This window comes from Rhodococcus sp. 1168, assembly GCF_002091955.1.
Classification (GTDB): domain Bacteria; phylum Actinomycetota; class Actinomycetes; order Mycobacteriales; family Mycobacteriaceae; genus Rhodococcoides.
The window spans coordinates 1-25487 of sequence record NZ_MKKY01000052.1; the positions used below are offsets into that span (position 1 = coordinate 1).

The following is a 25487-nucleotide window of genomic DNA, read 5'->3' on the forward strand; positions in this document are numbered from 1 at the left end:
CCCTGCGTGCCAGGGTGAGGTGAGTCCAGTGGTTCATAGCAACCCGGCCTGATGCAGGGCGAGATACGGATCGACACACACCATGGCCATCACCACCAAGACGCCGGTCAGCGGCGACAATGAACGCATGGATTCAGCGCATCCGAGAGCAGACGGACCACGACGGCGACGGGCGTTCACCGCGGCGGAGAAAATCGAACACGTGCGTGCTTACGAGCAAGCCTGCCAGAGCGGCGACGGCGGGGCATACCTACGCCGCGAGGGACTGTATTCGTCGTTGATCAGCGAATGGCGCAAACACCGCGACGCCGGTGTTCTCGTCGGCAAAAAGCCCGGCGAGAAGGTCGGCAAGCTTACCGCCGAGCAAGCCGAGATCGCCCGCCTCACCCGTGAATTGAACCGCGCGAACAAGCGACTGAACACCACCGAAGCCGCACTGGATATCATGGGAAAAGCACACGCGCTCTTGGAATCTCTCTCCGAGAGCGCGGATTTCGACGAGAAGAACAACAAGCGATGACCACTGCGTACACCACACTGACCGGCATCGGAATTAGCTCCCGCGAGGGCAGCGTTCTCACCGGTCTGCACCGATCGACGGCGACACGTCGAAGTGCCGCAGCTACAGCACCGACACCGCCGGTGCCGCAGGAACCAGCGGCGGAGCCGGTCAACAAAGTCACCACCAGCGAACGGCGACGTATTCTCGGCGTCCTCAACTGCGACCGGTTCGTCGACCTCGCACCGCTACAGATCTACGCCCAACTCCTCGACGAGGGCATCTACCTGTGTTCGGTGTCGACGATGTATCGAGTGTTGCGCGAGAACAGACAGGTCAGCGATCGACGGCGACTCGCTCGGCACCCGGCCAGGGCATGCCCAGAGTTGGTCGCGACCGCGCCGCGGCAGGTGTACTCCTGGGATATCACCAAACTGGCCGGCCCGGTGAAAGGGCAGTACTTCGATGCGTACGTGATGATCGACATCTACTCCCGCTACATCGTCGGAGTGCACGTTCATAGTCATGAATCCGGTGTGCTGGCAAAGGAATTGATGGAACAGATCTTCGCGGTCCATGGCGTCCCGCACGTCGTGCATGCCGATCGCGGTACCTCGATGACCAGTAAAACCGTCGCGACACTCCTCGCGGATCTCGAGGTCACCCGAAGCCACTCCCGGCCTCGGGTATCGAACGACAATCCGTACTCGGAGTCGTTGTTCAAAACTTTGAAATACGGCCCCGGCTTCCCGGATCGGTTCCGATCACTGAGCGAGGCAAGGGAATTCATGGATATCTTCACCGATGGGTACAACCACGAACATCGCCACACCGGTATCGGACTGCACACTCCCGCCGATGTCCACTACGGCTTGGCTGCACGCAAGGCAGCCGAACGCCGTCTCGTTCTCGACGCCGCCCGCGCTGCACATCCGCATCGCTTCGGCAGCACTGCCGCACCGAAAATCCTCGACCTCCCAGACACCGCGTGGATCAACAAACCAGCAGAAACAACTGACACCGATCAAGAGCACGATTCGATAGCGGCGTAACACCCACTGGACTCATCCACCTTGACAAATTCCGGAGCAGCGGCTACGCCGCCTCACCGAATGTCCACCACGTCATGGGACTTACCCCTACCGCTGAGGGGACTGCACTTTTCTCCAGCAGTGAGAGGAGGGGGCAGTCCCCACTGTTAAATGCCGCGACGATGTACTCCAAAGTGTTCAAGAAGCCATCCAACCCAAACGTCCTAGACTCCGACAATCCTTGACCCCAAAGGCGGACGGGCTGAGATCCACTGCTGACAGGTGGAATGCGAGGTCTGTCAAGCCCCACGACCGAATGATGAAACTCGGTCTAGCTCGTCTGGGCAGTTAATTTCCAGCAAATCGCCACTCTCTTGAAATCTGCGCACGTACTCGGCGGTTACATCCACGTCCAAGACAAGCGCATCGGCCGCGAGAAATCACCAGAGAGGTGGTCTCGGAGCTCGAAGTGACCGGATGTCCACATGGATCCAGGAACGTAGTTACGAAGGAGTTGTGACAACTCGTGACAATGAGCCCGTTTTCGGCCCAAAAAAAGGCGGCCCCGGATTTCTCCGGAGCCGCCTTTGAACTGCCTAAACTGTCGGGCTGACAGGAATTGAACCTGCGACCCCTTGACCCCCAGTCAAGTGCGCTACCAAGCTGCGCCACAGCCCGCCGCGCCCCGTAAGGCGCTTGATGAGAGTACCTCAGCCCCGCCTCTGAGCGGAAATCGCCTGCTCAGGGGCGGGGCCCGGTGGGATCAGCGCTTGTGACCCTTGCCTGGCCGTTCACGCTTTTCGCGGATACGGACAGAGACGCGGACTGGGCTGCCGTCGAAGTTGAACTCTTCACGGAGGCGACGTTCGATGAAGCGTCGGTATCCGGCCTCGAGGAAGCCGGTGGTGAACAGCACGAACGTCGGTGGACGCGTCGTCGCCTGGGTGGCGAACATGATGCGCGGCATGCGGCCACCACGCATCGGCGGCGGGGTGGCCGCCACAACTTCCTTGAGCCAAGTGTTGAGGCGTCCGGTCGGCACCCGCTTGTCCCAGGACTCCAGTGCAGTCTCGAGCGCCGGAACGAGCTTCTGGACTGCGCGGCCCGTCTGAGCCGAAATGTTGACGCGCTGCGCCCACGGCACTCGAGCGAGATCGCGATCGATCTCCTTCTCGAGCATCTGCCGACGGTCGTCGTCGACGAGGTCCCACTTGTTGAACGCCAACACGAGCGCACGACCGGCGTCGGCGACCATGCTGAGGACACGGAGGTCCTGCTCGGAGATCACTTCGGAGGCATCGATGAGCAAGATTGCGACCTCGGCGGCCTCGATGGCCGACTTGGTCCGCAACGACGCGTAGAACTCGGCACCACTGGCGTGACTGACTCGCTTACGCAGACCTGCAGTGTCGACGAATCGCCAAGTCTTGCCGCCCAATTCGACCAACGAGTCGACCGGGTCGACGGTAGTTCCGGCCACCTCGTGGACTACGGAACGCTCGTCACCGGACAGCTTGTTGATGAGTGAGGACTTGCCTACGTTCGGCTTACCGACGAGCGCGACGCGACGCGGTCCCCCACCGGGGATTCCCTCACGGGGAGTCTCCGGCAATGCGTCGAGAACACGATCGAGCATGTCTCCGGTACCGCGGCCGTGAGTAGCCGAGACCGCCAGCGGCTCACCGAGGCCCAGCGACCACAGTGCAGCGACCTCGGACTCGGTGCGACCGTCGTCGACCTTGTTGGCTATCAACAGGACCGGTGTCTTCGAGCGCCGAAGCACCCGGGCGACGGCCTCGTCGGTGGTGGTGGATCCGACACGCGCATCGACAACCAGGAGGATCGCGTCAGCGGTCTTCATCGCCAGTTCTGCTTGGCGGGCAACGGATTGCTGTAGGCCCTTGGCGTCGGGTTCCCAACCGCCGGTGTCCTGCACCAGGAAACGCCGTCCGGCCCAGTTCGCCTCGTAAGAGACGCGGTCACGCGTCACCCCTGGCACGTCCTCGACCACTGCTTCACGACGGCCGATGATGCGGTTGACGAGAGTGGACTTGCCCACGTTGGGACGTCCGACCACCGCGAGGGTAGGAACGGCAACTTGTACTTCGCCGTCCTCGCCTTCGCTGAGGTCGACCATTTCCCATTCGCCCTCGTCGCTCCAGACGCCGTCGCCGGCTGTTTCGGAGCCGTAGAATTCTTCGGTCACTGCATTGCTCCAGTTCTCTCGCTGACGACCTGGAGCAATGCGGCGACAACGCCGTCCATGTCCAGTTCGCTCGTATCCACGATCACGGAGTCTTCGGCGGGCCGCAAAGGAGATACGGCGCGGGTGGAATCAGCATGATCACGGCGTTGGACGTCGGCGAGGACTGCTTGATAGTCGTCGCCCCGTCCTTCGGTGGTGTTCTGTTTGTTTCGACGATCGGCGCGAGCCTCGGGCGAGGCAGTCAGGAAGACCTTGACGTGTGCGTCGGTCAGCACGACTGTCCCGATGTCCCTGCCCTCCACGACGATTCGCGGTTGGGCCGAAGAGATTTCACGTTGCATCCGTACGAGAATGTCCCGTACACGTGGAACTGCGGACACAGCTGAAACCGCTTGCGTCACAGCAGCTCCGCGAATCTCGGAGGTGACATCTTCGCCTGCCAACGTCACTGCTTCGACGGCCGGATCGGTTCCGATGTCCAACGGCAGGGTCTCGACGACTTCCGCGACCTTGTCTGCATCGGACGGATCGATACCGGCCCGCAACACCCACACCGTCGCCACGCGGTACATCGCACCGGTGTCGAGGTAGCGAGCGTCGAGCGCAGTGGCCAACTTTCGTGAGACCGTCGACTTCCCGGTTCCCGACGGCCCGTCCATCGCAATGACGAGACTGTCCGTCACAGCCCGACCGACTCGTAGAGCTTGCCGATCTCTCCACGACCGAGGACCCGCAGTGTTCCCGGTCGCTGGTCACCGAGGGAGATGTTGCCGACGTCGGTTCGTACGAGACGCCCGACGGGGTAGCCGACCTTCTCGAACATGCGCCGCACGATGTGCTTGCGGCCCTCGTGCAGGGTGACACGCACGAGCGACTTGCCTTCGTTGACGTCGAGGAGCGAGTAGCCGTCGACCTTGACAGGGCCGTCGTCGAGAACGACACCCGAACGCAGCTGCTTGCCCACATCGCGCGGTATAGTGCCGAACAAAGTGGCGAGGTAGGTCTTCGACACCTCGTACGACGGGTGCATCAGGCGGTGAGCAAGATCACCGTCATTGGTGAAGAGAAGAAGGCCCTCGGTGTCGGCATCGAGGCGTCCGACGTGGAACAGTCGCTGCCCCGCCTGAACGCGTTCGGAGACGATATCGCCGACGCACGGACGTCCCAGGTCGTCGGACATCGTACACTGCCATCCACGCGGCTTGTTCATCGCGAGGTGCACGAGCTCTTCCTTGACGACGACTCGGGTGCCGTCGACGCGGACAACAGCGACGTCCGGATCGATACGAATTCCTTGCTCGGTGACGATGCGTCCGTCGACCTCGACACGGCCGTCGGCGATCAGTTCTTCGGCTGCGCGGCGCGAAGCAACCCCGGCCTGAGCCAGAACCTTCTGCAGACGAACACCTTCACCGCGGGGCACATGGCGTCGCTTGGTGTCCGGTTCGATGTACTGATGCTTCGCGGGCTTCGCGTTGCTGATCGTCGTCGTCGGAGTCTGCTTCTTCTGCGGCTTCGGCGGCTTGGGGCGCGAGGGCTTCTTACGAGGCACCGCGTCGTTACTGCGATCGTTGATGCCTGTCTCTACAGGCTTGTCCGCGAATGCCGGATCCACGAAAGGCTTGTTCACATACGGTTTGCGCTGCTCAGCAGGTTTACGGGGCGGCCCGGTGGGTCGTCCTGAAGCTCCACGAGGGGAATCCTCTCGGCGTCCTGAGGTGCCGCGCGGAGCCTCGTCTCGGCGTCCCGCACCGCGGGGCGCATCGCCGGTGCGGCGACCATCCCGAGGGCTTTCCGACCTACCTGCGGCCGGCTTCCGACGGGGATCTTGTCTTTTACTTCTGTCCGGTGTGCCATCACGGCGAGCGGGCTTGTTCACTTCTTGTTACCTATCAGTCGTCCGAGTCGAGCTCGGATACCGGATCGGGTTTCGATCCGCGGTTCTTGGTGGAGCGTAAAACTCTCGGTTCGGTGTCCATGCTGTCGCTGATCTCGTCGATCAGATCCACACCTGGCAGCAACGGTGCCAGCGGCGGGAGGTCCGTCAGCGACGCCAACCCGAGCCGTTCGAGGAACAACTCGGTCGTCGAATACATGGTCCCGTTCGTTTCCGGATCCACTCCAGCTTCCGAAATCAAACCGCGAGCGAGCAACGTGCGCATCACTCCGTCTACATTGACTCCTCGCACGGCACTGACTCGCGAGCGCGTCAACGGTTGACGATATGCGATAACGGCCAGAGTCTCCAATGCCGCGCGTGTGAGTTTCGACCGAGCGCCGTCGAGGAGTAGCCGTTCGACATACGGCGCGTAGGCCGTCCGGGTATAGAAACGCCATCCGTCGCCCGCATATCGGAGATCGATTCCACTGCCTCGTTCGGTTAGTTTCTCGGCCATCCGCTTCACCGTCCGCTTCACCCGACGTGCGTCGCATCCGACCGCCGACGCCAACTGCTCGTTCGAGGCGGGCGAGTCCACTACCAACAGGACAGCTTCGAGTGCGGCCTCGAGCGTCGCGTCGTCCAGCTCTTCATCGGACTCGAGGCCGGTCGACTCTTCACTCGCCGAAAGCTCTTTCTCATCCATAGTCCACCGCTGACACGAGCACTCCGTCCACCTTCTCCGTACCGGTCCAGCTCACCGACAACTCCCCCAGCGGCTCTGGCTGCTCGAACACGATGACCTGTTCACGGAACAGCTCGAGCAACGCAAGGAAACGCGCAATGATCTCGACAGGGTATTCACAGCCCTCGATGATCTCACCGAACGTAGCCCACTGCCCCGAGCCTTTCCCCTGAAGCAGATTCATCACCCACGCGGCCTGCTCCGGCACCGACACCGCGTGCTGATGAATGTGATCGAGACCTACCTGTGGAATCGGCTTCGGCCGGAACGCCGTCGCCGCGATATCGGCGAAACGAGCCGGATCGACGCCGAGCAAAACTTCCGGAATCAGGTCCGCGAAACGGTCCTCGACGGACACCGACCGTGGATATCGACGCAGTGCAGCGGCTTCGAGCTCCGCGAACAGCATCGCCACCTGCTTGTACGCGCGATATTGCAGCAGCCGGGCGAACAGCAGATCACGTACTTCGAGCAATGCAAGGTCCTCGGCATCCTCGACATCACCGGATGGCAGCAGCCGTGCCGCCTTGAGATCGAGCAATGTCGCTGCGACGACGAGGAATTCCGTCGTCTGATCGAGGTCCATCTCTTTGCCGAGCGACTTGGTGAACGCGATGAAATCGTCTGTGACGGTGTGCAACGCGACTTCGGTGACATCGAGGCGATGCTGACTGATCAGAGTCAACAGCAGGTCGAAAGGTCCTTCGAAGTTGAGCAACCGAACACGAAATCGCGACGGATCCTCCCCACCTGGAACCTCGATCGGAGCGTCGCCGGGAGTGGCGGTGGACACGATCAGGGACCGGACCGGTATATCACCTCTCGGGCCAGAGCCCGATAGGCTTGGGCCCCTGCCGATTTCGGTGCCCATGTGGTGATCGGCTCGCCTGCGACGGACGTCTCGGGGAAACGCACGGTCCTGGTGATCACTGTGTCGTACACGACGTCGCCGAACACCTCGACCACCCGCGTCATCACCTCACGCGAGTGCAGTGTGCGCGCGTCGAACATGGTGACCACGATGCCGGCGAGCTTGAGCCGTGGATTGAGCCGATCACGAACCTTTTCGACGGTGTCGTTGAGCAGCGCCAATCCGCGCAGGCTGAAGTATTCGCATTCCATCGGAATCAGAACTTCGTCGGCACACGTCAGTGCGTTGACGGTGAGCAATCCGAGTGAGGGCTGGCAGTCGATCAACACGTAGTCGTATCGATCGAGAATCGGGTGGAGTACCCGACCGAGAGTCTGTTCGCGACCGACCTCGGTGACCAACTGAATCTCGGCCGCCGACAGATCGATGTTGCTCGGCAGCAAATCGAGATTCTCGACGCGCGTCCGCATCAGGACGTCGTCGGCGGACACTTTCGGTTCGACGAGGAGGTTGTAGACCGTGAGGTCGAGCTCGTGGTGTGCGACGCCCAACCCCGCGGACAGTGCGCCCTGCGGGTCCAGATCGACCAGAAGCACTCGACGACCGTAAGCAGCCAGCGAGGCACCCAGATTGATGGTCGATGTCGTCTTTCCGACGCCACCCTTCTGGTTGCACATCGCGATGATCTTCGCCGGTCCGTGACTGCTCAGTGGCTGCGGTTCGGGAACCGGTCTGGTCTTGCGACCGGTGGGGCCGAGAGTGTCGACAGGAGGGATGACGTCCTTGCTCTCACGAGCGGACTCGGGCTGCCGGGTATGAAAGAGAGCTCCTTCGCTTGGTGAATGGAGCGGGGTCAGCCCATCGGGCGTCGCCTCGTAGGACTTGTTCGAAGAAACTGTCGACGGCGAAGCGACCGGAGCCTGCTCGCCACAGGTCCGTCCAAAACCTGACTCCGCCGCTGGCGGCTGCGGTGTCGACACGTTCCAGCGCTCCCCTGTCCGTTCGTTGATCATGCATTCGCCTCGTGCCCGCGGGCACAAAAGATGAAATACGCTCCCAAGAACGTACCGCGTGGCCCTGCGGCAGTATCGCCGGACACGCACAAACATGTCTTCACCTCGCACGAGGATGAGCTCCTGCCCACACCTCCCGCAGCGTATTCACCGTCACGAGCGTGTAGATCTGGGTTGTAGTGACCGAGGCATGCCCGAGAAGCTCCTGCACCACACGGACATCTGCCCCGCCGTCGAGCAGATGCGTCGCAAAGGAGTGTCTCAGGGTGTGCGGAGAGACCGGCGTGGCGATGCCTGCACGCTCGGCTGCCGTATGAAGCACCTGCCAGGCACTCTGCCGCGACAACCGACCACCACGAGCGTTGAGGAACAACGCAGGAGTCGACTTCGTCGCCAAAGCGGGCCGCCCTCGAACCAGATACGCGTCCACAGCCTCGATAGCGGGTCGGCCTACCGGCACCAACCGCTGCTTGTCACCTTTGCCGTGAAGCATTACCGATCGCGTGTCGGTATCGACATCGTCGACATCGAGCCCGACTGCTTCGGAAATACGGGCACCGGTCGAATACAACAGTTCGAGGATCGCCTTGTCACGCAAACCACGAGGGGCATCCGCGCCCTCGGCGGTGGCCGATTCGAGAATCGCGATCACCTGGTCGAGTGGAAGCGACTTCGGCAGCCGACGACTCGGGGTCGGCGGCTTGACGGCACTGGCGACGTCGGAAATTGTGAATCCCTCCGCGGCCGCGAATTTGTGGAACCCACGAACCGCAATGAGCGTCCGTGCTGCCGAACTTGCAGCCAACGGTAGGAACTCGTCCCCACCTCGCCGCAGATACAAGACGAATTCGGTCACGTCCGATTCGGATACCTTGGCCAAATCGTCGATGCCGTGGGCAGTGAGAAACACCTCGTATCGCCGAAGGTCTCGGCGATACGAGGACAGAGTGTTCTTCGCCGACCCACGCTCGACCTCGAGGTGATCGAGATAGGTCGAAATCTGTTCACTCAGCACGGCGACTACTCGTGCGAATTCTTCCGACGCTCGAAAGTAGTCGGCAGATCCGGCCACGGAGCATCGGCGGGGCGCAAGCTTGTCGACGCTACCCTCGAGGCTGCCAGCGCCAGAATGCCCGCCACCGCACTCGCATTCACGAACTCACCGGACAGAGCCCGGCGAACCGCGTCGTCGACCGGCACGTAGGACAACACGATGTCGGCCTCTTCGTCGTGTGCATCGGGCCGCTCGACTTCGGTCAGATCCTCGGCCAGAAACACTCGAACGCACTCATCGGTGAAGCCCGGTGACGCCAAAACATCGACGAGTACCGACCAGCGGGCGGCGGAAAGTCCTGTCTCCTCGGCGAGTTCGCGCTTCGCCGCATCGACGGGCGGCTCATCGGTCTCGTCGAGAAGACCGGCGGGCAACTCCCACAGACGTCGCCCGATCGGATGTCGGTACTGCTCGATCATCGCGATCCGACCCTGGTCGTCGAGCGCCACGACGGCTACTGCGCCGTGGTGCTCGACTACTTCACGCTCGGCCTCTCGGCCGTCCGGCATCGTGACCTGATCCAATCGCAAAGCGAGAATCGCGCCCTCGTAGACGGTTGTCGAACCGAGAGTCCGAAACTCGAACCGGCTGTCCCGCTCGCTCATCCGTTGCTTTCAGCGGTCACTTCCGGCACCGACACCTCGAACTCGGCGTCATCACCGTGAATATCGACCGGAAGCCGCTCGGCCGCCTTGTACTTCAACGCCGCGCTGACCAGCGCTGCGAAAAGCGGGTGCGGACGCGTCGGCCGGCTCTTGTATTCCGGGTGAGCCTGCGTGCCGACGAAGAACGGATGCATCGAAACCGGAAGTTCCACGAACTCGACGAGGTGCCCGTCAGGGGAAGTTCCGCTGAATACCAGACCACTCTTCGAAATGCGGTCACGGTAGGTGTTGTTGACCTCGTAGCGGTGACGGTGACGCTCGGAAACCTCGGTCGACCCGTAGGCGCCTGCCACGACCGAACCCTTCAACAAGGTCGCCGGATACGCGCCCAGTCGCATGGTTCCACCGAGGTCTGCCTCTCCTGCGACAGCATCTTCTTGATCGGCCATCGTCGAGATGACAGGGAACTCGATGTCCGGCTCGAATTCCGCAGAGTTGGCGTCGGTCAGTCCGACCGAGCGCGCCGCTTCGATGACCATGCACTGCAAACCGAGGCACAGTCCGAGCAGAGGCACCTTGCGGGTACGGGCAAAGCGGACAGCGCCCAGCTTTCCTTCGATGCCGCGAATACCGAATCCACCCGGAATCAGCACTGCGTCGACATCACCGAGCGCAGCTTGCGCGCCTGCGGGGCTCTCGCACTCGTCGGACGGAACCCACTTGATCTCGACCTTCGCACGATGCGCGAAACCGCCCGCACGCAACGCCTCGGTGACCGAGAGGTACGCGTCGGGGAGATCCACGTATTTGCCGACAAGGGCAACACGCACGGTCTCGCGAGGCTCGTGCACACGTTCGAGAAGTCCACCCCACACCGTCCAGTCGACGTCGCGGAACGGCAGCCCGAGCTTGCGCACGACATACGCGTCCAGGCCCTCCTTGTGCAGCACCTTCGGTATGTCGTAGATCGACGGTGCGTCTGGAGTGGAAATGCAGGCCTCGACATCGACGTCACACATCAGTGCGATCTTGTTCTTCAGGCCAGGAGGAACGTCGCGATCACACCGCAGAATCAGTGCATCGGGCTGGATGCCGATGCTGCGCAGTGCTGCAACCGAGTGCTGAGTCGGCTTGGTCTTGAGCTCACCGGAAGGCGCCAGGAACGGTACCAGGGAGACGTGCAAGAAGAAGACGTTCTCGCGACCGACGTCATGACGTACCTGACGCGCCGCTTCGAGGAACGGCTGCGACTCGATGTCTCCGACAGTGCCACCGATCTCGGTGATCACCACGTCAGGCTGATGCCCCTGGAGATCAGGACCGTTCATGGCAAGGATTCGACGCTTGATTTCGTCGGTGATATGCGGAATGACCTGGACGGTGTCGCCCAAGTACTCGCCGCGACGTTCCTTGGCGATGACCGTCGAGTAGACCTGACCGGTAGTGACGTTTGCGAACCCGGACAGGTCGCGGTCGAGGAACCGCTCGTAGTGTCCGACGTCCAGATCGGTTTCGGCTCCGTCATCGGTGACGAAGACCTCGCCGTGCTGGAACGGATTCATGGTGCCCGGATCCACGTTCAGATAAGGATCGAGCTTCTGCATCGTGACGCGGAGGCCACGAGCTGTCAGTAGCTGGCCCAGGCTCGAAGCCGTGAGGCCCTTACCGAGAGACGATGCGACGCCTCCGCTGACGAAGATGTGCTTGGTGTCAGAACGCGACTGAAGGCGTGACAATGATGCTCCCGTGACGTATCTGCAGGGCGTGCTCCCACCAGTGAGCTGGCAAGAGAGGTAATGCGTAGAACATGGGCCTGCTACCCACGGGACTTCACGGTAACACCAATGTTGCCCAGAGAGCGAACGACGCGCATATTCTCAGCACCGAAAATTCATCGGGCCGGAGCACCGACGGTGACAGCGGTCGAGTTCGGACCGGTCCCGTATCGGCCTGCGACTCCATCCAACTGTTCCTGCAAGGCCAGCACCGTGGTGATTCGGCCGGCTTCCCTGTCTACATTGTCCACCGTGCTCACCGCTGCCGACAACGCCGAGTCCGCGCGCACCACAGCAACCGGCCCGTTGCCCTCTGCTGCTCCGGAACGGCCGGCCAGTACTGCACCGGCACCCCTGGCGTCGAGCCCGCCGGTAAAGCGCGCGACGATCGCACCGCGGTTCCCGTCCTCGGCACCCGCATCTCCTGCTCCGGTCACGACGACCGCCAGCTGGGCGGGGGCCACTGCACCGTTGTCGTACGCAATGAAACCTCCACTGCGCAGCGTTTCGAGTGCCAGAGCGAGTTCCTCCGGAGTGGACTGAGGCTCGGCGGTCTCGGCATCGAGCAGTAGTACCGAGCCCATCAGATCGCCCGCCATACTGCCCTGGTCGACAGATCCAGTACGCAATTGAGTACCGGCAGGCACAACATTGGTCAGTCGAGTACGAAGATCGTCACCGCTCGCCGCGGTGACGAACGAATCCGTCAACGAGACCCGGCCCGTCACACCCGCTCCCGACGCCTCTATCGAACGAGTAACCCCATCGACGTCACCCGGATCCGCGTCCGGAGTGGTGATCACCACCACGCTGCGGCCCGCCAACGCGTCGCGTACGACGCGGCCCGATACCGCCGCATCGAATCCATCAGCGGAGTTGAGCTGCTCGCCGAGCTGATTGTTGGTGCTTTGCAGCGAATTCACTTCGGTCTCGAGGTCGGTCTTGTCGTCCCGGAGTCCCGACACGAGACCACTGGACAACAACCCGGACCCGAGCACCACTCCAATAGCCAACGCGATGAATATCGCTGCGATCGAAATGGCATGTTGGCGCATAGAAATCACTCCAGCAACCCCTGAACCCACGTTGCGAAGCGGTTCCACAAATCGACTGTCCAGTCCAGGACTTCACTGCCCATGTTCGACACGACCAAAGCGACGATGACAGCAACCAGTGCGGCGAGAATTAGCAATGCGACAGCCCCGCCCGATACGCGACTGCGGTAAAGCGTCGCAACAGCCTTCGAATCGACGAGCTTGGCACCCACCTTCAACCGCGTCATGAAAGCCGCCGGGTTGGTGTTTCGCCGGCCACGATCGAAGAACTCGTCGAGGCTGGCCGGACTACCGACGGTCACGATCAGCGACGCGCCATGATGGTCGGCCAGCAACAACGCCAAATCGGCAGGTGCACCAGTGGCAGGGAACGTCATGGCTCCGATACCGAGGTCCTGGATGCGTTCGAGTCCGTTCGCATGCCCATCCGAGTCCGCCGGAAGCACAACCTCTGCACCGCATTTGAGCGTCTGCGCAGTGATGTCGTCTGGATCGCCGACGATGAGGTCCGGCTTGTGCCCAGCCTTCATCGCCGTGTCGGCGCCAGCACCGACTCCGATGATGATCGGCGAATACTCTTTGATGAACGGCTTGAGCGCCTTGAGGTCTTCGGCATGACCTGGCCCGTCGGCTACCACCACGACGTGCCGGTCCTGCAAATCGAGCTCGATGTCCGGGACACCGACCCCGTCTATGAGCAACGGGCTCTCGGTACGGATGAACTCGATGGTGTTGCCGGAGAACGCTTCGAGATGGTCGACCAATCCGGTTTTGGCCTCGATCATTCGATCGGAGATCTCGGCTTCACTCTGCTCGTCGCCTTTGGCGAGACGACGATCACCGGTATATACGCCACCCTCGTTGAGGCGAATCTTGCTGCCGTCCTTGATCTTTTTGAACACCTCGGTGCCGGTGGAGTCGATCAACACAATTCCGTTGGCGACGATCGCCTCCGGACCCAGGTTCGGATAGCGGCCCGAAATGGATGGCGACGCGTTGACTACCGCCAAGACGCCCGCGGCAACCAGAGCGTCAGCAGTAAGTCGATCCAAATCGAGTTCGTCGAGGATCACGATGTCCCCGGGACCTACACGCTTGAGCAATTTCGACGTGTTGCGATCGACCCGGGCGATACCACTGATTCCGGGCAGCGAGTCCTGAGTTCGTGATAGCAGAGCCGGCATCTTCATGGCTCTCATGATGAGGGCTTCGACTTGTCCTATGAAGGAGGCGCGCCGAAACAACTACCACACTGTCCATACGATTCACACACCCACCGCTGATCTTACGGCGAGAAGCTACGTGGTGGTCGGTTTCGAGCCGCTTTTCCGCCCTGGCAACCTAAAAAATACGATTATCAGGGGCAGGTCAAGCCTGATCATGCTCTTCGCATGCGGCTAGTCCGTACGCTCGGCGCGGGCAGTTGCCAACAATTCCTCGGCATGCGCTCGACCGGTCTCGGTGTCGTCCAACCCAGCCAGCATTCGGGCCAGTTCGACGACGCGCTCCGACGCGGACAGTGATTTGACTCCACTGTTGGCCGCGCCTTTACGCGAGTCGGCCTTGTCCACCACAAGATGTGTGTCGGCGAAAGCTGCAACCTGAGGCAAGTGAGTCACTACGATCACCTGATGTGTGCGGGCCAACCTGGCGAGCCGTCGGCCTACCTCGACGGCTGCGCGACCGCCGACTCCTGCGTCGACCTCGTCGAATACCATCGTTGCGCCCTTGTCCGATCCTGCGAGGACGACTTCCAACGCCAGCATGACGCGCGAGAGCTCACCTCCCGATGCGCTCTTGCTGATGGGCAGAGCTTGCGCGCCGTCGTGTGCGGACAATTTGAACTCGACTTCGTCTACTCCATTCTGACCGGCGTGCAGCTCTTTGTCTGCGATGTTCAGCGGCGCATTGTCCTGCGGACTTGCGACTGCAGCACGCAGATCGAGTTGCAGCTTCGCCTTACCCATCGCCAGACCTGCAAGCTCGACGCTGACTGCCTTCGCTAGTTTTGCGGCGGCCTTGCTCCGTGCAGAGGTGAGTTTGGTTGCGGCTGCAGCCACCTCGGCAGCTGTCTCGTCCAATCGTCCCGACAGATCGGCCAACGTCGTGGCAGAGACGTCGATGTGTAACAGTCGCTCCCGAGCGTCGTTGGCCCAAGCGATGACGCCATCGACGTCGGCAGCGTATTTCCGCGTCAACCCTTTGAGCGCGGATTGGCGGTTGAGCAATGTTTCCAGGGCGCTCGGATCAGACGGCAAGTCCGACAGATATGCAGTGAGATCCGCACCGATGTCGGTGACTACAGCCATGGCCTCGTTCAACCGGGGAAGAAGATCGTTCAACGCAGCATCGTCGGAACCCTCGAGTTGCGTGCGGGCCTCACCTAGCAAATGGAGAGCCGACATCGCCCCGCCCATGTCATCGACAGCACCGACCAGTGCGACACCCGCGCCTTCGGCAGATTCGCGCAGCGAGTCGAGGTCGCCGAGGCGGCGGACGTCGGCCGCGATGGTCAGATCCTCTTGTGGCTCCGGCGCCACGCCGTCGATCTCTTGGATGCCGAACTGCAACCGATCCGCCTCCTGAGCGAGCTCTCGGCTCCGCTCGGTCCGGTCGATCAATTCGTTCCTGGCAGCCAACCATTCGGTGCGGGCAGACCGGTACTTCTTCAGCGGACCGGAGACGGACTCGCCCGCGAAGCGGTCGAGAGCCTCGAGTTGGCGATCGGCACGCAGCAGCCGTAGCTGATCGTTCTGGCCGTGCACCGTCAGCAACGGATCGGTGAACCCGGACAACACCGCGGCAGGAACGCTCCGTCCGCCCAGGTGCGCGCGCGATCTGCCATCTGCGTTCACAGTGCGCAACGCGATGATCGATTGGTCCTCGTCGCGGTGAGCACCGGCCGACTCGAGGACCTTTTCGACCTCGTCGACAACCTGCGCGGACGCGGTCTCAGTACTGAACCGTCCTTCTACGACGGCCCGATCGGCACCGATCCGCACCCGTCCGGCGTCAGCACGCGCTCCGGACAACAGATGCAAACTGGTAACGACCATTGTCTTACCGGCACCAGTTTCGCCGGTGAGCACGGTAAGTCCTTCATGGAATTGCGCGCTTGCGGCAGAAATGACACCAAGGCTGTCGATTCGAATTTCTTCGAGCATGCGTTACCTCGCCCTCCCCCGCCATCCCTTAGTGGGCAATGCAAACTTCGTGACCATTCGATCGGCGAAGGGTGCCGAATCGAGGCGGACCCATTTGATCGGTTCGGCGCCCCGGATCACCTCGACGCGTCCCCCCGCCGGCAGCTTCAGAGTTCGTCTACCGTCGCAGAACACCAGGGCCTCATGACTACCGGCGTCTGTCTCGACGGCAATGAAAGAATTGGGACTGGTCACCAACGGCCGCGCAAACAACGCATGCGCATTGCTCGGGACCACCAGTATCGCTTCCAGTTCCGGCCACACAACTGGCCCGCCGGCCGAGAATGCGTACGCAGTGGATCCGGTCGGAGTGGAGATCAGTACGCCGTCACAGCCGAATGCCGACACCGGTCGGTCGTCGACCTCGAGTACCACCTCGAGGACACCGAGCCGCGAGCCGTTCTCGATGCTTGCTTCGTTCAGTGCCCATCCTCGTTCGACGACCTGATCGCCGACGCGAATGTTGATATCGAGAGTCATCCGATTCTCGACTCGATAGTCACCGCTCACGACGCGAGCCAGCGCATCTTCGAGATGGTCTGCCTCGGCTTCGGCGAGGAATCCAATACGTCCGAGGTTGATCCCGAGAACGGGGATGGACGCCGCACGAGCGAGCTCGGCTGCACGGAGAAACGTCCCATCGCCTCCGAGCACCAGCACCAATTCACAACCCAATGCGGCATCGGGGCCGAATTCGACTACTTGTAGCTCGAACTCCTCCACCAGTGCAACCTCGGCTTCACGTACTTCGGAAGCCTCGATGCGTGTCGAATGCACCTCATCGACGAGCACACGCAATCGAATACCAGCTTCGCCGAACACCTTCGCGACTCGAAGCGCCGTCTCAGCGATATCGGGCCTTCCCGGGTGGGCAACCAGCAATACCTCACGAACCGGTGCAGGCTGCACTGTCGAATCTGGCGTCGTCACCGTGGTCCCTCTGTTGTCGTGGGCCCGTGCCAATGTCCGCTGGCGGCGCTTCGCACTGTCACTGTGGCCCTTCTTCGACTGCGCGCTGCACCAGCGCTGCAGTGTCGTCGCGCACAGACTCGCCCAGGTGCACGACAGACTGCGATCGTAACCACAAAAAATACTCGACGTTGCCCGACGGCCCCGGAAGCGGACTTGCCGTCACTCCCTGCAGGCGCAGACCCAGCGCAGCCGCCGATTCGGCGACATCGACGACGGTCTCGGCTCGCAGTGCAGGATCGCGAACAACCCCTCCCGATCCGACACGGTCCTTGCCGACCTCGAACTGAGGCTTCACCATCAACGCGAGATCAGTTTCCGGGCCGGCGCAGGCTACGAAGGCCGGCAGAACCAACTTCAGGGAAATGAACGACAGATCAGCCACAATGACCTCCACCGCACCACCGATCGTCTCTGCGTCGATGGACCGTACGTTGGTTCGATCGACTACATGGACACGTTCGTCGGACTGCAACCGCCACACGAGCTGGCCGTATCCGACGTCCACCGCGACGACCTCACGCGCACCCCGACTCAACAGGACATCGGTGAACCCACCCGTGGATGCACCGGCGTCGAGACAGCGTTTTCCTGCTACGGAGAATCCTGACTGTTCGAAGACCTCGAGCGCACCCAACAACTTGTGGGCACCACGCGAGGCCCAATTCGTTTCGTTGTCCTCGACGGTGACGAGCAGTGGTGTGCCCGGCTCGATTGCCGTTGCAGGCTTGGTGGCGACGGTGCCGGCGATCTTGACCCGACCGGCCTCGATGAGGTCGACTGCATGTTCACGTGAGCGAGCCAATCCTCGACGTACGAGTTCGGCGTCGACGCGTGCGCGCCGCGCCACGTCAGCCCTTGTCCACTGCAGACAGTGCCTGAACCAGAACTTCGTGTGCGTGGTCCAGAATCTGCGCATGCGTATTCAAGTCGCCGGATGTAGCGTCCGTCGAGGGTAGTCGAGCCAACAATTCGTCGACCTCTGCTTCGACGACGCTCGGATCGACTGCGGGTATATCGGCTCGACCATCATGCTGACGGTGTTGCCCTGGGAGTGGAATCGACGCGCTCATCGCCGTCAACGCTATCGGATCGCCCTGACACCCGCCCGCCCGCCCGCACGCATCGAGAACGAAGGATCAGGGAGCCAGTCGCTCTCGAAGGCTGTCCACCCCGTCACCGACGATCGAGATCGTGTCCCAGTTCGCCGTTGCTTCACTCGGCGATCCCCACACAGCGTGTGCGGCGGCAAGAAGACCGTCCAGCGCATCAACTTCGGACGTGCCGTCGTGAGTCACCGTCAGAACCCCATGATCGACGTGTATCGACCAGCCTGGCTTGGGCCCGACCGCGGATTCGGCCGGCGGCCGATTGAGAGCTTCGAGGTCGAATCCGATGTGTGTCGGACGCTCCGAAGGAACCGCACGAACAGCGTCCAGGGCAGTACTGACCCCGGTCAGCACGAGCAACGACGGTATGTCCGCCGCATTGGCACCCGCTATATCGGTATCGAGACGATCCCCCACCACCAGAGGCCGCTTCGCCGAGCTCGAGCGAATCGCATCGTGCATTATCGGGGCAGCAGGCTTGCCTGCCACCAGAGGCTCGACACCTGTCGCCCAGCGAACTGCGGCAACCATCGATCCGTTCCCCGGCGCCAAGCCACGTTCGGTAGGCAGGGTCGCATCGACGTTGGTCGCCACCCACAGGGCACCCGCGCGTATGGCGAAGGTCGCTTCGGCCAGGCTGGACCAATTAGTCGCCACGCTGTGTCCCTGGACTACAGCACGTACCGAAGCATCAGCAGTTCGAACAGGTACCAGACCGACCTGTGTGATCTCTGCTTCGAGGGAATCCGTCCCGACGACGACGACCGAGGAACCGGGCTCGACTCGGTCTGCCAACATTCTGGCCGCCACTTGCGCACTGGTCACCACGAAGTCTTCAGAGGTCTCGAAGCCCAATTCACGGAGATGAACAGCGACGTCGGTCGGTGAGCGGCTCGCGTTGTTGGTGACGAAGAACTGCCTCTCCGTCCCCCTACCCAGGGCCTCGACGGCTCCCACAATGGGACGCTTACCTTGGTAAACGGTGCCATCGAGATCGAGCAGAAGAACGTCATGATCTTGTCGGAGGGTTGTCACTGCCCATCGCCGGACAGCTCGGCCACCCGCTCTTCTGCATCGGTATCGCCCTCTACGTCGGCGGCCGCCGAATTCAGGAACCAGGTGACGCCCTCGGCGACACGGCCTGCAGCGACAAGCGCGTCGGCGTAGACATAGAACAAACGAGCTGCTGCGGTACCCGACCGAGAAGCATCGAGGTCCGGGGTCTGCAGCGTGACGACAGCCTGGTCGAACTGACTCAAATCCATTCGTGCACCGGCCACGACGATCCGAAGCTCCGACGCCTCGTCACCCGTCAGCTGACGTGCCTCGTCACTGCGACCGAGTTCGATCGCACGTTCGGGCCGCCCCAGGCCACGTTCACAATCGGCCATGACAGCCACATGACCTGGCCCACCAGCCATTCGTCGAGCAGCGCGCAGCTCCGAAAGAGCCTCGGCCCATTCGCCGGCGTGATAAGCGGTCAGACCGGCAGTTTCGCGCACTACTGCTACACGGCCCGCACGTTGTCGAGCCGCGCGAGCGTGCAAAAGTGCAAGTTGCGGATCGTCGTCTACAAGACGGCTCGCCATCACGAGGTGACGTGCGACAGCGGTTGCGTTGCTCTTGTCCAGGCTGAGAAGATCTCGACGAACTGCCGGCTCCAACTGTCCGGCCTCGACCTCGTCAGGTAGGTCCGGCTCTTCGGGTCGAGGCGGGCGGCGGTCGTTGGAGCCGCCACCGGAACGGCGATCAGCGGTGAATCCGCCCTCGCCTCCGCGACGACGCGGGGGGCCATCGTTGCGACGGTTGTCGTTGCGGCCGCTCGCGGGCCGTCCGCTGTTATCGGATCGTCCGGCGCCTTGGGATCCGCCATTGCGGGACTGTCCTTGTGTGCGGCGGTCGTTGCTGTCTTCCGGCACAGCGGTTCCTCTCGGTCGTACGCGTTGCATCATGAAATCAGATGTAGTTGTGAAAACAGAAAAAGGGGACCCACCGTGGGTGGGTCCCCTTGATCATAAACTGTGTTCGGCGGTGTCCTACTCTCCCACACCCTGTCGAGTGCAGTACCATCGGCGCTGGAGGGCTTAGCTTCCGGGTTCGGAATGGGACCGGGCGTTTCCCCTCCGCTATGGCCGCCGTAACTCTATGAAACAGTTACACACGGAACACAACAGAAAACTCACACATAATGGTGAACGATGTTGGTTCATTCAATTGTAAATACTGAAACGTGTGTTGTTTCAGATATCGCACAGTGGACGCGTAGCTTCTTTGTGGTAAGTCCTCGGCCTATTAGTACCAGTCACCTACATCGGTTACCCGACTTCCAGTTCTGGCCTATCAACCCGGTGGTCTGCCGGGGGCCTTACCCCCTCGAGGGGGTGAGAAACCTCATCTTGGAACAGGCTTCCCGCTTAGATGCTTTCAGCGGTTATCCCTTCCGAACGTAGCTAACCAGCGGTGCTCCTGGTGGAACAACTGGCACACCAGAGGTTCGTCCGTCCCGGTCCTCTCGTACTAGGGACAGCCTTCCTCAAGTTTCTTACGCGCGCGGCGGATAGAGACCGAACTGTCTCACGACGTTCTAAACCCAGCTCGCGTGCCGCTTTAATGGGCGAACAGCCCAACCCTTGGGACCTACTCCAGCCCCAGGATGCGACGAGCCGACATCGAGGTGCCAAACCATCCCGTCGATATGGACTCTTGGGGAAGATCAGCCTGTTATCCCCGGGGTACCTTTTATCCGTTGAGCGACACCGCTTCCACATGCCGGTGCCGGATCACTAGTCCCGACTTTCGTCCCTGCTCGACGTGTCAGTCTCACAGTCAAGCTCCCTTGTGCACTTGCACTCGACACCTGATTGCCAACCAGGCTGAGGGAACCTTTGGGCGCCTCCGTTACATTTTAGGAGGCAACCGCCCCAGTTAAACTACCCACCAGGCACTGTCCCTGAACCAGATCATGGTCCGAGGTTGAGGTATCCAATACGATCAGAGTGGTATTTCAACAACGACTCCACAGTAACTGGCGTCACCGCTTCACAGTCTCCCACCTATCCTACACAAACCGAACCGAACACCAATACCAAGCTATAGTGAAGGTCCCGGGGTCTTTTCGTCCTGCCGCGCGTAACGAGCATCTTTACTCGTAATGCAATTTCGCCGAGTCTATGGTTGAGACAGCTGAGAAGTCGTTACGCCATTCGTGCAGGTCGGAACTTACCCGACAAGGAATTTCGCTACCTTAGGATGGTTATAGTTACCACCGCCGTTTACTGGGGCTTAAATTCTCAGCTTCGCCACCGAAGTGACTAACCGGTCCTCTTAACCTTCCAGCACCGGGCAGGCGTCAGTCCGTATACATCGTCTTACGACTTCGCACGGACCTGTGTTTTTAGTAAACAGTCGCTTCTCACTGGTCTCTGCGACCCCACCCAGCTCAGAACGAAAAGTTCATCACCAGACAGGGTCCCCCTTCTCCCGAAGTTACGGGGGCATTTTGCCGAGTTCCTTAACCATAGTTATCTCGATCGCCTTAGTATTCTCTACCTGACCACCTGTGTCGGTTTGGGGTACGGGCCGTGTGAAAGCTCGCTAGAGGCTTTTCTCGGCAGCATAGGATCACTGAATTCGCCTCAATCGGCTACGCATCACCTCTCAGGCATCATGAACGGCGGATTTGCCTACCGTTCGCCCTACAGGCTTACACCAGTATTACCACTGACTGGCCCAGCTACCTTCCTGCGTCACCCCATCGCTTGGCTACTACCAGATCAGGTCCTGCGCATCCACCACACCCCTCACTCTCGAAAGAGATCAGTAACATGGATTCAGGGCAGTTAGTATCACTGATTCACCATGGGCGCGTTCACACGGGTACGGGAATATCAACCCGTTGTCCATCGGCTACGCCTGTCGGCCTCGTCTTAGGTCCCGACTCACCCTGGGCGGATTAACCTGGCCCAGGAACCCTTGGTCATTCGGCGGACGAGTTTCTCACTCGTCTTTCGCTACTCATGCCTGCATTCTCACTCGCACAGCCTCCACACCTGGATCACTCCGATGCTTCCATGGCTGCACGACGCTCCCCTACCCACCCACACACCTGGCACACTCCTCGTAAGGAACATGCGGGCTATTGTATGAGTGCCGCAGCTTCGGTGGTGTACTTGAGCCCCGCTACATTGTCGGCGCAGGATCACTTGACCAGTGAGCTATTACGCACTCTTTCAAGGGTGGCTGCTTCTAAGCCAACCTCCTGGTTGTCTTCGCGACCCCACATCCTTTTCCACTTAGTACACGCTTAGGGACCTTAGCTGGCGATCTGGGCTGTTTCCCTCTCGACTACGAACCTTATCGCCCGCAGTCTCACTGCCACGCTCTCACTCATCGGCATTCGGAGTTTGGCTGATTTCGGTAAGCCGGTAAGCCCCCTAGACCATCCAGTAGCTCTACCTCCGATGAGAAACACGTGACGCTGCACCTAAATGCATTTCGGGGAGAACCAGCTATCACGGAGTTTGATTGGCCTTTCACCCCTACCCACAACTCATCCCCTCAGTTTTCAACCTAAGTGGGTTCGGTCCTCCACGACGTCTTACCGTCGCTTCAACCTGGCCATGGGTAGATCACTCCGCTTCGGGTCTAGAACACGCCACTACACACCTCACGGTGATACGCCCTATTCGGACTCGCTTTCGCTACGGCTACCCCACACGGGTTAACCTCGCGACATGCCACTAACTCGCAGGCTCATTCTTCAAAAGGCACGCCATCACCAGCAACAGAACAAACTGTTCACCAGCTTTGACGGATTGTAAGCGCACGGTTTCAGGTACTATTTCACTCCCCTCCCGGGGTACTTTTCACCTTTCCCTCACGGTACTAGTCCGCTATCGGTCACCAGGGAGTATTCAGGCTTATCGGGTGGTCCCGACAGATTCACAGCAGATTTCACGGGCCCGCTGCTACTTGGGTATTCACTACGACAGTCACAGTATTTTCGTCTACGGGACTCTCACCCTCTACGACAGGCCGTTCCAGACCACTTCGACTAACACCATGATTTCTTACTGTCGGCCGATCCGGCAGAATCGACAAAGCAAACCCCACAACCCTCCATACGCAACCCCTGCCGGGTATCACACGCACAAAGTTTGGCCTCATCCGCTTTCGCTCGCCACTACTCACGGAATCACAATTGTTTTCTCTTCCTGTGGGTACTGAGATGTTTCACTTCCCCACGTTCCCTCCACACACCCTATATATTCAGGTGCAGGTAACACGACATCACTCGTGCTGGGTTTCCCCATTCGGACACCCTCGGATCACAGCTCGGTTGACAGCTCCCCGAGGCTTATCGCAGCCTCCTACGTCCTTCATCGGCTCCTGGTGCCAAGGCATCCACCGTACGCTCTTCATTACTTACAACAAAGATGCTCGCGTCCACTGTGCAATTCTCAAACAACACACACAACCTGAACTCACTGCAGCACCAGCCACCCCCGAAGAGGCACGGTATGACCACAATCCAGATCCTGTATATGTCTTGCCTAGAAAGAAACACACTCACGCGTGTTCTCTCAGGACCCAACAGTATGCCGATATAGACCACGCCGGCCGACCACCAAGGATCAACCGATACGCACGATCTCATTGTCAGTGTTCCACCCGTGAGCTCCCGCAGATTCACATATGAAACCTAAACGGGCTCTGCCAAACCATCATCCAACACCTGTGTGCTGGTACATGTTCTGGAGAATGCTCCTTAGAAAGGAGGTGATCCAGCCGCACCTTCCGGTACGGCTACCTTGTTACGACTTCGTCCCAATCGCCGATCCCACCTTCGACGGCTCCCTCCCACAAGGGGTTAGGCCACCGGCTTCGGGTGTTACCGACTTTCATGACGTGACGGGCGGTGTGTACAAGGCCCGGGAACGTATTCACCGCAGCGTTGCTGATCTGCGATTACTAGCGACTCCGACTTCACGGGGTCGAGTTGCAGACCCCGATCCGAACTGAGACCAGCTTTAAGGGATTCGCTCCACCTCACGGTCTCGCAGCCCTCTGTACTGGCCATTGTAGCATGTGTGAAGCCCTGGACATAAGGGGCATGATGACTTGACGTCGTCCCCACCTTCCTCCGAGTTGACCCCGGCAGTCTCTTACGAGTCCCCGCCATAACGCGCTGGCAACATAAGATAGGGGTTGCGCTCGTTGCGGGACTTAACCCAACATCTCACGACACGAGCTGACGACAGCCATGCACCACCTGTACACCGACCACAAGGGGGGCCGTATCTCTACGGCTTTCCGGTGTATGTCAAACCCAGGTAAGGTTCTTCGCGTTGCATCGAATTAATCCACATGCTCCGCCGCTTGTGCGGGCCCCCGTCAATTCCTTTGAGTTTTAGCCTTGCGGCCGTACTCCCCAGGCGGGGCGCTTAATGCGTTAGCTACGGCACAGATTCCGTGGAAGGAACCCACACCTAGCGCCCACCGTTTACGGCGTGGACTACCAGGGTATCTAATCCTGTTTGCTACCCACGCTTTCGTTCCTCAGCGTCAGTTGTTTCCCAGAGACCCGCCTTCGCCACCGGTGTTCCTCCTGATATCTGCGCATTTCACCGCTACACCAGGAATTCCAGTCTCCCCTGAAACACTCAAGTCTGCCCGTATCGCCTGCAAGCCCGAAGTTGAGCCCCGGGTTTTCACAAACGACGCGACAAACCGCCTACGAACTCTTTACGCCCAGTAATTCCGGACAACGCTCGCACCCTACGTATTACCGCGGCTGCTGGCACGTAGTTAGCCGGTGCTTCTTCTGCAGGTACCGTCACTTGCGCTTCGTCCCTGCTGAAAGAGGTTTACAACCCGAAGGCCTTCATCCCTCACGCGGCGTCGCTGCATCAGGCTTTCGCCCATTGTGCAATATTCCCCACTGCTGCCTCCCGTAGGAGTCTGGGCCGTGTCTCAGTCCCAGTGTGGCCGGTCACCCTCTCAGGTCGGCTACCCGTCGTCGCCTTGGTAGGCCATTACCCCACCAACAAGCTGATAGGCCGCGGGCCCATCCTGCACCGATAAATCTTTCCACCCACCCCCATGCGAGAGCAGGTCATATCCGGTATTAGACCCAGTTTCCCAGGCTTATCCCAGAGTGCAGGGCAGATCACCCACGTGTTACTCACCCGTTCGCCGCTCGTGTACCCCGAAGGGCCTTACCGCTCGACTTGCATGTGTTAAGCACGCCGCCAGCGTTCGTCCTGAGCCAGGATCAAACTCTCCGTAAAAGACTCTAGATATCACAGCCGAAGCTGCTAATCAGTCAAAGACATAAGAGCCAAATCACTAGCAAAAAAACTCAACTAGCTATAAAACAACACCCAACCATAACCACCACAAGCGGATGATCATCGACATCGGATGCTTTCACCAAATATAAAATTCGGCACTGACATTCATCGACACACTGTT

General features: G+C 60.5%; 18 protein-coding genes, 1 tRNA gene and 3 rRNA genes. 1 reads left to right on the forward strand and 21 read right to left on the reverse strand.

The genetic code is table 11. The annotated features are described in order from the left end of the window. The first annotated feature begins 127 nt into the window (after positions 1-127). Positions 128-1551 (forward strand): IS3 family transposase gene (locus tag BJI47_RS09630; protein WP_254900348.1). Its coding sequence is split into 2 segments (ribosomal slippage): positions 128-455 and positions 455-1551, totalling 1425 coding nucleotides; the frame shifts between segments, so codons are not numbered across the junction. 583 nt (positions 1552-2134) lie between these two features. Here the strand turns inward: BJI47_RS09630 and BJI47_RS09635 are convergent. The 21 genes from BJI47_RS09635 to BJI47_RS09740 all read right to left on the reverse strand — a co-directional run bounded on the left by BJI47_RS09635 (position 2135) and on the right by BJI47_RS09740 (position 25303). Further along, positions 2135-2208 (reverse strand) — tRNA-Pro (locus BJI47_RS09635). Positions 2209-2293: 85 nt separating this feature from the next. Then, positions 2294-3736, reverse strand: a complete 1443-nt coding sequence (der, locus tag BJI47_RS09640; RefSeq protein WP_088943524.1) for a ribosome biogenesis GTPase Der — start codon at positions 3734-3736, stop codon at positions 2294-2296. Beyond that, on the reverse strand, positions 3733-4395 hold the full coding sequence (gene cmk, locus BJI47_RS09645) for a (d)CMP kinase (protein WP_125458686.1): 663 nt from the start codon (positions 4393-4395) through the stop codon (positions 3733-3735). The genes der and cmk overlap by 4 nt, the downstream gene beginning before the upstream one ends. A gap of 20 nt (positions 4396-4415) precedes the next feature. Next, positions 4416-5615: a pseudouridine synthase gene (locus tag BJI47_RS09650; RefSeq protein WP_088943526.1), complete on the reverse strand. Its 1200-nt coding sequence runs from the start codon at positions 5613-5615 to the stop codon at positions 4416-4418. Positions 5616-5628: 13 nt separating this feature from the next. After that, on the reverse strand, positions 5629-6321 hold the full coding sequence (gene scpB / locus BJI47_RS09655; RefSeq protein ID WP_088943527.1) for an SMC-Scp complex subunit ScpB: 693 nt from the start codon (positions 6319-6321) through the stop codon (positions 5629-5631). Beyond that, positions 6314-7123: a segregation/condensation protein A gene (locus BJI47_RS09660; RefSeq protein WP_254900489.1), complete on the reverse strand. Its 810-nt coding sequence runs from the start codon at positions 7121-7123 to the stop codon at positions 6314-6316. Before BJI47_RS09660 ends, scpB begins: the two co-directional genes overlap by 8 nt. A gap of 32 nt (positions 7124-7155) precedes the next feature. Next, complete coding sequence (locus BJI47_RS09665) at positions 7156-8244, reverse strand: ParA family protein (protein ID WP_254900488.1); 1089 nt, start codon at positions 8242-8244, stop codon at positions 7156-7158. Positions 8245-8344: 100 nt separating this feature from the next. Then, complete coding sequence (xerD, locus tag BJI47_RS09670; protein ID WP_088943540.1) at positions 8345-9259, reverse strand: site-specific tyrosine recombinase XerD; 915 nt, start codon at positions 9257-9259, stop codon at positions 8345-8347. A 5-nt stretch (positions 9260-9264) separates the two neighbouring features. Further along, the gene (locus BJI47_RS09675; protein WP_088943529.1) at positions 9265-9903 is read right to left on the reverse strand and encodes an NUDIX hydrolase; all 639 of its coding nucleotides are present in this window, start codon (positions 9901-9903) and stop codon (positions 9265-9267) included. Then, entirely contained in the window at positions 9900-11639 is a 1740-nt protein-coding gene (locus tag BJI47_RS09680) for a CTP synthase (protein WP_088943530.1), read from the reverse strand. The genes BJI47_RS09675 and BJI47_RS09680 overlap by 4 nt, the downstream gene beginning before the upstream one ends. 155 nt (positions 11640-11794) lie before the next feature. After that, positions 11795-12742 carry a copper transporter gene (locus BJI47_RS09685; protein WP_139804851.1) on the reverse strand — a complete coding sequence of 316 codons (948 nt, stop codon included), beginning with the start codon at positions 12740-12742 and terminating at the stop codon, positions 11795-11797. Then, the gene (gene steA, locus BJI47_RS09690; protein ID WP_088943531.1) at positions 12739-13923 is read right to left on the reverse strand and encodes a putative cytokinetic ring protein SteA; all 1185 of its coding nucleotides are present in this window, start codon (positions 13921-13923) and stop codon (positions 12739-12741) included. Before steA ends, BJI47_RS09685 begins: the two co-directional genes overlap by 4 nt. 207 nt (positions 13924-14130) lie before the next feature. Next, entirely contained in the window at positions 14131-15897 is a 1767-nt protein-coding gene (gene recN / locus BJI47_RS09700) for a DNA repair protein RecN (RefSeq protein ID WP_088943533.1), read from the reverse strand. A 3-nt stretch (positions 15898-15900) separates the two neighbouring features. After that, positions 15901-16845 carry an NAD kinase gene (locus BJI47_RS09705; RefSeq protein WP_088943534.1) on the reverse strand — a complete coding sequence of 315 codons (945 nt, stop codon included), beginning with the start codon at positions 16843-16845 and terminating at the stop codon, positions 15901-15903. Between the two features lie 79 nt (positions 16846-16924). Beyond that, entirely contained in the window at positions 16925-17755 is an 831-nt protein-coding gene (locus BJI47_RS09710) for a TlyA family RNA methyltransferase (RefSeq protein ID WP_088943535.1), read from the reverse strand. Position 17756: 1 nt separating this feature from the next. Beyond that, the gene (locus BJI47_RS09715; protein ID WP_088943536.1) at positions 17757-17978 is read right to left on the reverse strand and encodes a hypothetical protein; all 222 of its coding nucleotides are present in this window, start codon (positions 17976-17978) and stop codon (positions 17757-17759) included. Between the two features lie 66 nt (positions 17979-18044). Next, positions 18045-19049, reverse strand: a complete 1005-nt coding sequence (locus tag BJI47_RS09720) for an HAD-IIA family hydrolase (RefSeq protein WP_088943537.1) — start codon at positions 19047-19049, stop codon at positions 18045-18047. Continuing rightward, complete coding sequence (locus tag BJI47_RS09725; RefSeq protein WP_088943538.1) at positions 19046-19933, reverse strand: hypothetical protein; 888 nt, start codon at positions 19931-19933, stop codon at positions 19046-19048. The genes BJI47_RS09720 and BJI47_RS09725 overlap by 4 nt, the downstream gene beginning before the upstream one ends. A 104-nt stretch (positions 19934-20037) precedes the next feature. Then, positions 20038-20154: ribosomal RNA gene (rrf, locus tag BJI47_RS09730) — 5S ribosomal RNA — on the reverse strand. Between the two features lie 132 nt (positions 20155-20286). Beyond that, positions 20287-23444: ribosomal RNA gene (locus BJI47_RS09735) — 23S ribosomal RNA — on the reverse strand. A gap of 341 nt (positions 23445-23785) precedes the next feature. After that, a 16S ribosomal RNA gene (locus BJI47_RS09740) occupies positions 23786-25303 on the reverse strand. Together the 16S, 23S and 5S rRNA genes form the textbook arrangement of a ribosomal RNA operon. Positions 25304-25487 lie beyond the last annotated feature (184 nt).